Below are 12,791 nucleotides of genomic sequence, written 5' to 3'. Positions count from 1 at the left end.
ACTACTCCGAATTAAGCGCTGTGTTTTTTGATTAGTTCGATAAAGTGGTCAAATAGCGGTGCCGCGTCATGTGGACCAGGGCTCGCTTCTGGGTGACCTTGGAAGCTAAATGCTGGCTTGTCTGTGCGGTGGATACCTTGCAAAGAGCCATCAAATAGCGATACGTGAGTAGCACGTAAGTTTTCCGGTAATGTTGCTTCATCTGCCGCAAAGCCGTGGTTTTGCGAAGTGATCATCACAACGTTACGCTCTAAATCTTTTACTGGGTGGTTTGCACCGTGGTGACCAAACTTCATTTTCACCGTTTGCGCACCTGATGCTAGCGCCAGAATTTGGTGACCTAGACAAATACCAAAAATTGGCAGGCCTTTTTCTAGGAACACTTTGGTTGCTTCAATCGCGTAAGTACATGGTTCTGGGTCACCAGGGCCGTTCGATAAGAATACGCCATCTGGATTTAGTGCCAGAACTTCTTCCGCTGACGTTTCTGCAGGTACAACCGTTAAGCGGCAGCCGCGGTCAACCAACATTCGTAAGATGTTGCGTTTTGCGCCGAAGTCGTAAGCGACAACGTGGTATGGCAGCTCGCTATCATCTTTCGCCTCTGGAAGTCCACCTTCAAGCGTCCACGAACCTTGCTTCCATTGATACGCTTCTTTTGTTGTAACTTCTTTCGCAAGGTCCATTCCTTTTAAGCCTGGGAATTCTTTTGCTTTCGCTAGTGCCAAAGCTTCGTCTAGGTTGTTGCCCGCAACAATACAGCCGTTTTGAGCACCTTTTTCACGCAGGATACGAGTGAGCTTACGAGTATCGATATCAGCGATGCCAACGATATTTTGCGACTTAAGATAATCAGAGAGGGATTGTTCGTTACGGAAGTTAGAAGCGATTAGAGGAAGATCGCGAATCACAAGGCCTTGTGCATGAATGGAAGAGGATTCTTCATCTTCGGAAGTGGTTCCGGTATTGCCAATGTGAGGATAAGTGAGAGTGACGATTTGCTGAGAATAGGAAGGATCAGTGAGGATTTCTTGATACCCCGTCATCGAGGTATTAAAAACGACTTCACCAACGGAAAGACCATCTGCCCCTATGGACACTCCGCGGAACACTGTCCCATCTTCTAGGACCAACAGTGCTAATTTACCCAAGACAACCTCCAGAATAAAAATGCAAAAAAAATAAATCAAACTGCAAACATGCCTTCCTTTACCTATAAAATCTACATAAATAGGTATTTCAGACAAATTGGCGGTATTCTAAAGTTGGACTCGAAACCTGTCAACCTACAATCAAAAATAAATGATTAATTTCTAGCGAGTAAGGTCATTTTGAATCAGTAAGGCCCAAAAAGATAACTTTTACATGCTATTACATAGAGAGGCATAGAGGTTTAATGAATTTTACAAATTTGAACTTTTTAGAGATCACAAAAAAGTATGAGTTTTTCACGCAAACGTTCACTCGACAAAAAAGACATTATTTTTTAGACATCAAAACCAAAAATACCCACAAAACAACCAAAACAACAACAAAAGTAAGCACCAAAATACTTTCTGTTAGAATCATTTCATTTACAAATAATTCTATAGATATAAAAAAGCCGGCTACCGCCGGCGAATAATTATGTATTTAGAGTTCATTCAATCCCAAAACATCTGTCATGGTATAAAAGCCCGCTGGTTTGGCACTCAACCAAACAGCGGCCTTGACGGCGCCATTAGCAAACGTCATACGATCGGTCGCTTTGTGCGTTATCTCCACTCGTTCCCCGATATCAGCAAACATGGCTGTGTGCTCACCGACGATATCGCCAGCGCGAATTGTAGCAAAGCCGATCTCATCTTTAGTACGTTCACCTGTGATACCTTCTCGCGCATAGACAGCTACATCATTCAGCTTGTTGCCCATCGCACCAGCAATGGCTTCGCCCATCCCGATAGCGGTACCAGAAGGAGCATCAACTTTATGACGATGATGTGCTTCGACAATCTCAACATCACAGTAGTCGCCCATCACTTTGGCTGCTTTCTCAAGAAGTTTAAATACTAGGTTCACACCAACAGAGTAGTTAGGAGCCATGACAACAGGCACTTGCTTAGCGGCTTCGTCAATCAGTTCACGCTCTGCATCACTGAAACCAGTCGTCCCAATCACAATACTCTTTCCATGCTTCTTACACAGTTCAAGATTCGCCAACGTACTTACTGGGGCAGTAAAATCGATGATTACATCAAAATTATCGACGTCTTTAGCAAGATCATCCGTTAAGAACACATCGAATTTGCCTTCACCACAAAGTTCACCGATATCGACACCGACAAGTGAGGACTCAGGTCGTTCTGATCCCGCGCTCACTGTCGCCTCTGGGTTAAGGTGTGAAGCTTTAACCAAATTACGGCCCATTCGGCCTGCTGCTCCTGCGATTGCAATACGAACCATTGCGCTTTCTCTCCTTCTCTGGATAACGAGGTTTGCTCTCGTTCTCTCGTTTCGCTTAATCTGTTTAAACTAACAACATACCGTGGTTACCACAAGCAAGTTCATCAGGCTTAAGCGAACTCTTTTACGACACGCTCCAAGATAGGCACGTTCGCTTCAGGAAAGGCATAGTTACCCAATTCTCTTATCTCAACCCAGCGACCTTCTTGACCTTCTCGGCCGTAAGGCTCATTACTGAACTTAGATACCGTAATAAAATCAAACTTAAGTGATTTGTCTGGATAGTCATATTCCAAATGCTCGAAAAGGGCTTGCTCAGTAACTTCAATTCCTACTTCTTCTTCAAGTTCTCTTGCTAGAGCATGTTCAATACTTTCTCCTGACTCGACTTTCCCACCGGGAAACTCCCAAAACCCGCCTTTATGCTTGTCGTCTGGACGCTTTGTAATAAAAATTTTTGATTTGTCTTGGTTAAAAATAATAGCCGCGACTATGTGAATTCTTTTCATAGGGGTTCCTAACTCTCAAGCCGTTACACTTCAACGGTCTTTGCATCTCTAAAACTATCCGATGCTATCAAAACTTATGAAATTCGACAGCCACAGAATTTGCTTAAAAAAAGAGCCGCCTAGGCGACTCTTTAAAAAATTATCTGACTAATACGTTAGTCGATTTTGCCGTGGCACTGTTTATACTTCTTACCACTACCACAAGGGCAAGGCTCATTGCGACCTACTTTACGTTCATCACGTACCATTGGCTGACTTGAACCTTCTTCAGATTCTTCACCTTCAGAAAGAGGGTTTTGTGCTGCTGCGTGTTGCGCTTGAGCACGACGAGCGGCCTCTTCAGCTTGCGCACGACGTTGCTCTTCCATACGTTCAACTTCTTCTTGTTGCTGAACTCGAACGCGAGATAGAACAGTAATCACATCAGTTTTCAGCGCTTCTAGTAGACCTTCAAACAGTTCAAACGATTCACGCTTGTATTCCTGTTTCGGGTTCTTCTGCGCATAGCCGCGTAAGTGAATACCCTGACGCAAGTGATCCATTGCTGCCAAGTGCTCTTTCCAAAGCGTATCCAGAGTTTGAAGCATAACCGATTTCTCGAAGTTACGAAGCACTTGGGCACCCACCACTTCCTCTTTCTCTTTGTACACTTCAACGGCTAGATTGATGATCTTCTCGCGTAGCGCCTCTTCGTAAAGCTTATCGTCTTCTTCAAGCCATTGCTTCACTGGCGCATCAAGATCGAAGTCTGCTTTCAAGCGCTCTTGCAGACCTTCAACGTCCCACATATCTTCTAGTGATTGTGGCGGGATGTACTCATCAATAACCGCGGTTAGCACATCTTCACGGTTTTGCTCGATCATACCGCTGATGTCTTCAACGTTCATCAATTCGTCGCGCAGCTCGTAGACAACCTTACGCTGATCGTTCGCCACATCATCGTATTCTAGTAGCTGCTTACGGATATCAAAGTTACGACCTTCCACTTTGCGCTGTGCTTTTTCAATTGAGCGAGAAAGCATTTTCGATTCAATAGCTTCACCTTCTTCCATACCACTTTGAATAAGGCTCGCCATACGATCAGAAGTGAAAATACGTAACAAAGAGTCTTCCATAGATAGGTAGAAGCGCGATGAACCCGCATCACCTTGACGACCAGAACGACCACGTAGCTGGTTATCAATACGGCGAGATTCGTGGCGCTCAGTACCAATGATGTGTAGACCACCAGCATCTAGTACTTGATCATGTACCACTTTCCACTCTGCTTTAATCGCATCGATTTGTTCTTGAGTTGGGTTCTCCAAAGCTTCCACTTTTGATTGCCAACTACCGCCAAGCACAATATCCGTACCACGACCGGCCATGTTGGTCGCGATAGTTACCGCACCAGGCATACCCGCTTCAGCAACAATTTCCGCTTCCTTCTCATGGAATTTCGCATTCAATACGTTGTGTTTGATCTTCGCTTTCTTCAATGCGTTAGAAAGAAGTTCTGATTTTTCAATCGATACGGTACCAACCAATGTTGGCTGACCTTTCGCAACGCGCTCTTTGATATCTTCAATGATTGCAGCAAACTTCTCAGCTTCGGTACGGTACACCACATCCGGCATATCGTTACGAATCATTGGTTTGTTGGTTGGGATAACCACCGTTTCCAAGCCATAAATAGATTGGAACTCAAACGCTTCAGTATCCGCAGTACCTGTCATACCAGACAGTTTTTCGTATAAGCGGAAGTAGTTCTGGAAGGTAATCGAAGCCAAAGTTTGGTTTTCGTTTTGAATCTTAACGCCTTCTTTCGCTTCTACTGCTTGGTGAAGACCTTCAGACCAACGACGACCTGGCATTGTACGACCAGTATGTTCATCAACAATTACTACTTCACCTTCGTCAGTAACGATGTAATCAACGTTGCGCTCAAACAACACATGAGCACGCAAAGCGGCATTCACGTGATGTAACATGCTGATGTTAGTCGGAGAGTAAAGTGTGTCACCCTCTTCCATAAGACCATTTTTCACCAACAGTTCTTCAACGTACTCTTGGCCCGTTTCTGTGAGGTATACTTGCTTTGATTTCTCATCAACAGTGTAGTGACCATCACCACGATATTCTTCAGAGTCTTCTTTGTCTTGCTTTTTAAGATGCGGGATCAAAAGGTTGATTCGGGTGTATAGCTCAGAGCTATCTTCAGCAGGACCAGAAATGATTAAAGGGGTACGAGCTTCATCAATTAGGATTGAGTCCACCTCATCGACAACTGCAAAGAAGCGTTCACGTTGTACGCGATCTTCGCTACGGAAAGCCATATTGTCACGAAGGTAGTCAAAACCAAATTCATTGTTCGTTCCGTACAAGATGTCAGCTTGGTACGCTTCTTTTTTCTCTTGAGGAGGCATGTTTGGCACGTTTACGCCAACAGTCATACCTAAAAATTCAAATAGAGGGCGGTTTGTCTCTGCATCACGTTTAGCTAGATAATCGTTCACTGTTACAATATGAACGCCTTTACCAGCTAGGGCATTTAGGTAAGCAGGGAGCGTTGCCGTCAGCGTTTTACCTTCACCCGTACGCATTTCAGCGATTTGACCCGCATTTAGAACCATACCACCGATAAGCTGGACGTCGAAGTGGCGCATACCGTAGACACGCTTAGATGCTTCACGAACCGTAGCAAAAGCTTCTGGAAGTAGTTTATCAAGAGTTTCACCCTTCTCTAGACGCTCACGGAATTCAACCGTCTTTGCTTTTAACTCTTCGTCACTTAGAGCTTCGAATGTTGGCTCAAAGTTATTAATTTCTTTTACAATTTTTCTAAGGCGGCGCAGTGTTCGGTCGTTGCGACTGCCAATCACTTTTGTCAGTAGCTTAGTTATCATTTTTCGTGAATCTCTCTTTATTCAGACCGTTCCCGATCTACTCATAATGCCTTCAGTCTCTGCCAGTTTGGAACTAAGAATACTGAGATAAATCATTTATCAAAGATATTGAGTTCAAACATCCATATTTCAAGGCTAAGTTTTGAAACAATGTGGCTTAGTGTAAGGATTTTTAATCGATACAACCATAAATAGACGTATTTGTTTGAAGCACTCTGAAGTTTTTACTTAAAGTGGTGACTGATTAGCCGATATTGCATACCGCAATATGTGTAATCCATCCAGAGCAAACTTTGCTTTTTACCTTGCTACATTGTAAAACTGAAGCTAAAGACGTTAATGTAAACTATACCTTGATAGAAAGCTGCTCTAGAATAGCTATATCTCAACAAAATTAGATTTTACCTATGCGTGATCACCGTCCAACCTCGACTGAAGATGTTATTGCTGAGTCACAGTTCAAGCAGATTCAAGAACATGCTGGAGAAATCTTACAGCTTAACCAAGCTTTGCAAGAGGTCTTACCCATGGGGACGGCCGATCATTGCCGAGTAGCGAATGTTCGTAACGGCCATCTATTGATCGATGTCTCCAGTGCCGCGATCAAAATGAAGATCGATTACGATCGCCTCATGATCCTAAATAAACTTCGTACTCAAGGCTTTGCCAAGCTGATGAGCGTTGAAGTGAGGATCAATCCTTCACTATATAGAAACCGCTTTCAACAAGACGACAGACCTAAGCGTCCACCACTAACAGAATCTGCAGCAAAGTCATTAATGACGATTGCCGACATGGCGCCACCTAAAATTCAAGAGCGTTTAAAACGATTAGCCGATATGGCAGAAAAGGAAGATCGTAAGTGAACGTTATTTCAATATGCTGAAAGCTTGAATGTTATTGATAAGTCGAAGATTAAAGCCAAATAGCAAAAAACCAGGCATAAACCTGGTTTTTTATTAATTCTAATGCCAAGTATTTACGCAAGCACCATATTTGGTTCTGCGAATGCTACTGGTGAGCCGACTTCTTCTTCGAATGTAGTCCACTCCCACGCTTCCTGATCTGCAAGAACAGCACGTAACAGTTGGTTATTTAAACCGTGGCCAGATTTAAAGGCACGGAATTCACCAATGATTGGATGGCCACACATGTAAAGGTCACCAATCGCATCCAACACTTTGTGAGTCACAAACTCATTTTCAAAGCGTAGACCTTCCTCATTAAGAATACGGTAATCATCCAAAACGATAGCATTATCAAAACTACCACCCAAAACTAGGTTTTGAGATTGTAGATATTCGATATCACGCATAAAGCCAAAAGTACGTGCTCGAGAAATCTCACGAACAAAACCTTTTGACGAGAAATCAAACAGCAAACGTTGCTCGTCTGATTCAATCGCTGGGTGATTAAACTCAATTTCGAAGTCCATACGGAAGCCGTTAAATGGTACAAATTCTGCCCATTTATCACCATCTTCAAAACGAACTGGCTTTTTGATGCGGATGAAGCGTTTTGGCGCATTTTGCGTTTCGATACCTGCTTGTTGTAGCAAGTATACAAATGGGCTTGCACTACCATCCATGATCGGAATTTCAGGTGCGTCTACTTCGACAACAATGTTATCGATGCCCATACCAGCAAGTGCCGCATTCAAGTGCTCAACAGTTGAAATACGCACACCTTCATCGTTTACCAATGCAGTACAAAGCATGGTGTCACGAACCGAAGCTGGATCAGCTGGAAAATCTACAGGTGGATTTACATCTGTACGACGGTAAATGATACCTGTATTTGCAGCAGCCGGGCGCAGAGTAAGTGTGACTTTACGACCAGAGTGGAGACCCACACCAGTTGTTTTCACTATTTCTTTCAGAGTACGTTGTCTGATCATCTGCTTGCCTCTCAAAAATTTGCTACAAAACACGGCCGTCTGTAACGTCGACCATGAATGCTACCATAATTTTGAGCCATGTCAAATTTATGGGTTAAAGATTAATCAGCCTGACGACGCAAAAATGCCGGTATATCTAAATAACCACTTTCCTTTTCTTGCTTTGGAGCCGCAGAACTTTGGCTCGACGAAGCTGGAGAAGAAGGAGCAGTGTTTGTCGGCTGAGGAGTTACCTGTGGCTTCTCTTGCACTTGATTATTTTGCAAGGTCTGTGCCGGTTTTTCTTCAGCTTGCGTTGCCGCTGCTTGTTGCTGTGGTTGAGCTTGCGGCGTCGGTGCCACTTTAGCTTTACCACCCGCAACTAGCGTGATATCTGGCTTTTTCTCATTACCAATACCTGTCGCTACAACTGTTACGCGGATTTCGTCAGTCATATCAGGGTCTAGAGAAGTACCGATAACAACAGTCGCATTGTCAGAAGCGAATGCCTTCACTGTATTACCAACCGTCTCAAACTCGTCAAGACGCATATCCAGACCAGCAGTAATATTGACAAGAACACCACGAGCGCCCGCTAGATCGATGTCTTCCAGAAGTGGGCTAGAAATTGCCATTTCAGCCGCTTCTTCAGCACGGTCTTCACCTTTGGCGATGCCGCTACCCATCATTGCGTGACCCATTTCAGACATTACAGTTCTTACGTCCGCAAAGTCGACGTTGATCATGCCAGGGCGAGTAATTAGCTCAGCAATACCTTGAACGGCATTCTTAAGAACATCGTTAGCGCTTGCAAAAGCTTCTAGTAGTGTTACACCACGACCAAGTACTTTAAGTAGCTTTTCGTTTGGAATCGTGATCAAAGAGTCAACATGCTTAGACAGCTCATCGATACCTTGCTCAGCAAATGCCAAACGCTTTTTACCTTCAAAACTAAACGGTTTAGTTACTACCGCTACTGTTAGAATGCCAAGCTCTTTAGCCACTTCAGCAATAACAGGCGCTGCACCAGTACCGGTACCGCCACCCATACCAGCTGCGATAAACACCATATCGGCGCCAGTCAGGGAATCTTTAATTCGATCTCTGTCTTCGAGAGCTGCGTCACGGCCAACCTGTGGATTAGCACCTGCACCCAGACCTTTAGTGATATCACCACCGATCTGAATAACATTGCCAACGCTTGTCTTACGAAGTGCTTGCGCATCAGTGTTGACGCTGATGAATTCCACACCTTCGATGGATTCACGCACCATGTGTTCAACGGCGTTACCACCGCCGCCACCAACCCCAACGACCTTGATTACTGCATCGTCAGACATTTCCATCATCGGTTCAAACATGTGTTGTCTCCGTTTATCCTGCAACTCAGGTTAAAACTCTTTTTGTATCCAGTTACGCAATTTATCGAAAAAGCCAGTTACAGATGAGCGTTTAGGTTCATTATAATCGCTATCGTCGCTAGACTGCATGTCTCTTGCGTAATGAAGTAATCCAACTGCCGTAGAATGGTACGGCTCTTTTACATAGTCAGTTAATCCGCTGACTTCGAGCGGTTTGCCGACCCTTACTTGATTGCGGAATACGCGTTCCGCACATTCTACCACTCCGTCCATTTGCGCAGCACCGCCGGTGAGTACAACTCCCGCAGCCAGATGGTGCTTGATACCCTCTTCGCGCAATTTTGCTTGTACAGAGTCGATAGTTTGGTTAACCAGTCCCATAAGCTCAGAGTAGCGTGGCTCAATCACTTCTGACAACGTTTGACGTTGCAGGCTACGTGATGGTCGTCCACCTACGCTTGGTACATTAACCGTGTCATCCTTACTGACCAGTTCACTCAAAGCACAGCCATATTTGACTTTTATTTCTTCAGCATCGCTCACTGGCGTGCCAAAAGCAAAAGCAATATCACTGGTTACAGCATTTCCTGCGTACGAAAATACTTCTGTGTGACGTAACGCACCGCCAGTCCAGATGGCCACATCCATCGTGCCGGCGCCAATATCAACCACACAAACTCCAAGCTCTCTTTCATCCTCGGTGATTACTGCATTACTAGCAGCAAGCCCAGAAAATACGAGTTGTTCTACTTTAAGGCCGCAGCGTTCTACCGCCTTAATAATGTTGCGTGCCATGTCATTATGGCATGAGATAAGGTGGACACTCACTTCCATTCTTACCCCAGATAAACCAAGCGGATTTTTGATTCCTTCTTGGTAATCAATGGTGAACTCTTGCGGGATCACATGAAGAATTCGCTGTTCATCACCGATTTTAATCGATTTTGCGGTATGGATAGCGCGATCCATGTCTTCTTGAGACACCTCTTCATCAGAAATCGTGCCCATACCTTTTTCAATTCGGCTTGCGATATGCTTACCAGACAACGAAATGAAGACTCGGCTGATCTGGCACTCTGCCATTAATTCAGCTTGATCAATTGCACGTTGTACTGATTTTACAACCGACTCCAAATCATTCACGCCACCTTTATCCATGCCGCGTGAGGGGCTACTACCTGCGCCAATAATATTAATTTGACCGTCTGGTAAAACCTCACCCACTAGAGCCGATACGGTTGCAGTGCCTATATCAAGACCAACAATAATGTTGTCATCAGCGGCCTTAGTCATCTGTACTCTCTTCTAACTCTTGTTCAGGGAACCAACCAACTGCGGCTCCTGTATCGTACCTAAGATCGATATAACTGATTCTTTGCGTGTCACTGCCAAGCTTGTTATAGAGCTTAAAAAAGCGCTCTATACGCTCAAGAAGAGACTCTTTACCGAGCTCTAATCGAATACCGTTATCAAGGATGATTTGCCAAGCTCGTCGCTCGTTTAATACCAGAGACGATATCGCTAAACCCAATTGCTGAAACTTAGGACTCAAATCACGGTAAGTCTGTAAGACTTCCGGCCCGCTATCTTTGGGTCCGTACAGCTTCACTTTTTCTTCTTGCAACAGAGCAACATCTCCATCAAAAACGAACCCGTTTTTATCTAACAGTTCGTTGCCATTCCAAATGGCTTCTGGTTGATGCTCCGTCAAAAAAACTTTTACTGTATCCGGCCACTGCTTTCGGATTGCGGCATGCGCTACCCATGGCAGAGCTTCGACACTTTGCTGTAATACATCAATATCCTGAGACATAAATGTACCGATGTGATCAATTCGACTAAATGCAGCCTGCACATCGTCAGCTTGGACATACTCCAGTTTCCCCTGAAGTACTATTTTGGAGAGAGGTAACCTTTGGTCATCCCACATCCAACTGATCGCCGCGTACAAAACAGAACTAATTAAAGTCACAACCACAACGAAAAATAACGCACCCAAGATTTTTTCTTGGCGACCACGGTTGTTACCCGTGTTTGGTCGCTCGTCATTCAGTGCAATATTCAACAACGTCTTCGTTTCCTGACTTTTGTCGTGTACTTTTTACCCATATAATTACGCAGAGGTAAAAGTCTTGACTTTAACCTTGGGATTATACTGAGCTCTTGTAAACTATCAAACACTGATAGCAATAAATCACAATGATATTGACGCAAAATCGAGATCTGAGTCTTTATCTGTCCTTCGCGTCAACAATATGTGTCAGCCAAGCATCTTGTTTATATTCAATTTAAGACCTGCCAGCTGTTTCGCCACTTTACCAATATCACCCGCACCTTGCGTTAAGATTAGGTCGCCGTCTTGTATAACGTTAGCTAAAACTGAAGGTAATTGCTCGATTTCTGGAACAAAAATCGGATCTACCTTGCCTCGGCTGCGAATTGTGCGACATAAAGCGCGCCCATCAGCCCCTGCAATCGGCTTTTCACCCGCTGCGTAAACATCCAGCATGATCAATACATCTACCTGTTCAAGCACATTCGCGAAATCATCGTATAAATCACGAGTACGGCTATAACGGTGCGGTTGGAAAATCATCACCAAACGCTTGTCTTGCCAACCACTGCGTGCTGCATTAATGGTTACATCCACTTCTGTGGGATGATGGCCGTAATCATCAACAAGCATTGCATGGCCGTTGCCAGTATCAAACTCGCCAAGGTGATCAAAACGTCTTCCCGTACCTTGCGTACCAGCCATTGCCTTTAGGATCGCATCGTCTTCAATGTCATCTTCAGTAGCAACCGCAATCGCAGCAGACGCATTCAATGCATTGTGACGACCTGGAATATTCAGCGTGATATCTAAGTTAGCTCGCCCTTTACGTACTACCGTAAATTTGCCTTGCTGCCCCTCTTGACGATAATCTTCAATACGTACGTCGGCATCTTCAGAAAAACCGTAAGTTATCACTTGACGACTAATACGTGGGATTAACTCTCGAACCACAGGATCGTCAATGCAAACAATTGCTTGGCCGTAAAACGGTAGATTATGAAGGAAGTCGATGAAGGTTTGCTTTAAGGTTTCAAAGTCACCACCATAGGTATCCATATGATCGGCTTCGATATTGGTAACAATGCTCACCATTGGTTGCAAGTGCAGGAATGACGCGTCACTTTCATCTGCCTCTGCAATTAGAATACGACTCGAGCCTAGACGCGCATTTGTACCTGCGCTTTTCACCAAACCGCCATTCACAAACGTTGGATCAAGACCGGCTTCAGAATAGATTTGAGTAACAAGAGCGGTCGTCGTGGTTTTACCGTGTGTACCCGCAACGGCAATACCGTGACGGAATCGCATCAATTCAGCCAACATCTCTGCGCGGCGTACAATAGGGATGCGTAATTCACGTGCCGCCATCACTTCTGGGTTTTCTTCGTTGATCGCCGTTGACACAACAACCACACTGGCTTTTTCTACATTACTGGCTTGATGACCGATAAATACCGTCGCACCTTTTGATACCAAACGCTCTGTCACAGCGTTCTCTGATAGATCAGAACCTGTGATTTGGTAGCCTTCGTTCAACAGCACTTCTGCAATGCCGCTCATGCCCGCACCACCAATACCGATGAAGTGGATGGATTTCACGCGGCGCATCTCTGGCACCATTGCGCGAATCTGAGCTAAGTCTTGTGTATGTTGGATTGTCAT

At 44.6% G+C, this 12,791-nt stretch carries 10 protein-coding genes; 1 reads left to right on the top strand and 9 read right to left on the bottom strand.

The annotated features are described in order from the left end of the window. Positions 1 to 11 precede the first annotated feature (11 nt). From carA to secA, 4 genes are all read right to left on the bottom strand, one after another. Positions 12 to 1,151 carry a glutamine-hydrolyzing carbamoyl-phosphate synthase small subunit gene (carA, locus tag R7Z47_RS14560; RefSeq protein ID WP_017821483.1) on the bottom strand — a complete coding sequence of 380 codons (1,140 nt, stop codon included), beginning with the start codon at positions 1,149 to 1,151 and terminating at the stop codon, positions 12 to 14. Between the two features lie 481 nt (positions 1,152 to 1,632). Further along, positions 1,633 to 2,442: a 4-hydroxy-tetrahydrodipicolinate reductase gene (gene dapB / locus R7Z47_RS14555; RefSeq protein ID WP_005381860.1), complete on the bottom strand. Its 810-nt coding sequence runs from the start codon at positions 2,440 to 2,442 to the stop codon at positions 1,633 to 1,635. 110 nt (positions 2,443 to 2,552) lie between these two features. Then, on the bottom strand, positions 2,553 to 2,951 hold the full coding sequence (gene mutT, locus R7Z47_RS14550; protein WP_005387387.1) for an 8-oxo-dGTP diphosphatase MutT: 399 nt from the start codon (positions 2,949 to 2,951) through the stop codon (positions 2,553 to 2,555). 155 nt (positions 2,952 to 3,106) lie between these two features. Continuing rightward, positions 3,107 to 5,836 (bottom strand): preprotein translocase subunit SecA, encoded by a 2,730-nt coding sequence (gene secA, locus R7Z47_RS14545; protein ID WP_005381868.1) that lies wholly within the window; start codon positions 5,834 to 5,836, stop codon positions 3,107 to 3,109. Between the two features lie 407 nt (positions 5,837 to 6,243). On the opposite strand from secA, the gene R7Z47_RS14540 reads away from it, so the two are divergent. Then, positions 6,244 to 6,702 (top strand): DUF721 domain-containing protein, encoded by a 459-nt coding sequence (locus R7Z47_RS14540; protein WP_005381869.1) that lies wholly within the window; start codon positions 6,244 to 6,246, stop codon positions 6,700 to 6,702. 113 nt (positions 6,703 to 6,815) lie between these two features. Here the strand turns inward: R7Z47_RS14540 and lpxC are convergent, their stop codons facing one another. From lpxC to murC, 5 genes are all read right to left on the bottom strand, one after another. After that, the gene (gene lpxC, locus R7Z47_RS14535) at positions 6,816 to 7,733 is read right to left on the bottom strand and encodes a UDP-3-O-acyl-N-acetylglucosamine deacetylase (protein WP_005381871.1); all 918 of its coding nucleotides are present in this window, start codon (positions 7,731 to 7,733) and stop codon (positions 6,816 to 6,818) included. Positions 7,734 to 7,834: 101 nt separating this feature from the next. Next, the gene (gene ftsZ / locus R7Z47_RS14530; RefSeq protein WP_017633617.1) at positions 7,835 to 9,073 is read right to left on the bottom strand and encodes a cell division protein FtsZ; all 1,239 of its coding nucleotides are present in this window, start codon (positions 9,071 to 9,073) and stop codon (positions 7,835 to 7,837) included. Between the two features lie 30 nt (positions 9,074 to 9,103). After that, positions 9,104 to 10,366, bottom strand: coding sequence for a cell division protein FtsA (gene ftsA / locus R7Z47_RS14525; RefSeq protein ID WP_005372946.1), 1,263 nt, complete (start codon positions 10,364 to 10,366; stop codon positions 9,104 to 9,106). Beyond that, positions 10,359 to 11,141 carry a cell division protein FtsQ/DivIB gene (locus R7Z47_RS14520; RefSeq protein ID WP_005387393.1) on the bottom strand — a complete coding sequence of 261 codons (783 nt, stop codon included), beginning with the start codon at positions 11,139 to 11,141 and terminating at the stop codon, positions 10,359 to 10,361. Before R7Z47_RS14520 ends, ftsA begins: the two co-directional genes overlap by 8 nt. 192 nt (positions 11,142 to 11,333) lie before the next feature. Next, positions 11,334 to 12,791, bottom strand: coding sequence for a UDP-N-acetylmuramate--L-alanine ligase (gene murC / locus R7Z47_RS14515; protein WP_005387395.1), 1,458 nt, complete (start codon positions 12,789 to 12,791; stop codon positions 11,334 to 11,336).

Origin of the sequence: Vibrio sp. 1641 (assembly GCF_033339995.1) — a bacterium.
Lineage (GTDB): Bacteria > Pseudomonadota > Gammaproteobacteria > Enterobacterales > Vibrionaceae > Vibrio > Vibrio alginolyticus.
Note: the sequence above shows the minus strand (reverse complement) of the source record. Positions and strands in the feature narration are given on the sequence as shown.

Coding starts and splice junctions, on each gene's coding strand:
- secA (WP_005381868.1), bottom strand. CDS start 5,836: ATGATAACTAAGCTACTGACAAAAGTGATTGGCAGTCGCAACGACCGA.
- dapB (WP_005381860.1), bottom strand. CDS start 2,442: ATGGTTCGTATTGCAATCGCAGGAGCAGCAGGCCGAATGGGCCGTAAT.
- ftsZ (WP_017633617.1), bottom strand. CDS start 9,073: ATGTTTGAACCGATGATGGAAATGTCTGACGATGCAGTAATCAAGGTC.
- lpxC (WP_005381871.1), bottom strand. CDS start 7,733: ATGATCAGACAACGTACTCTGAAAGAAATAGTGAAAACAACTGGTGTG.
- ftsA (WP_005372946.1), bottom strand. CDS start 10,366: ATGACTAAGGCCGCTGATGACAACATTATTGTTGGTCTTGATATAGGC.
- R7Z47_RS14540 (WP_005381869.1), top strand. CDS start 6,244: ATGCGTGATCACCGTCCAACCTCGACTGAAGATGTTATTGCTGAGTCA.
- murC (WP_005387395.1), bottom strand. CDS start 12,791: ATGACAATCCAACATACACAAGACTTAGCTCAGATTCGCGCAATGGTG.
- mutT (WP_005387387.1), bottom strand. CDS start 2,951: ATGAAAAGAATTCACATAGTCGCGGCTATTATTTTTAACCAAGACAAA.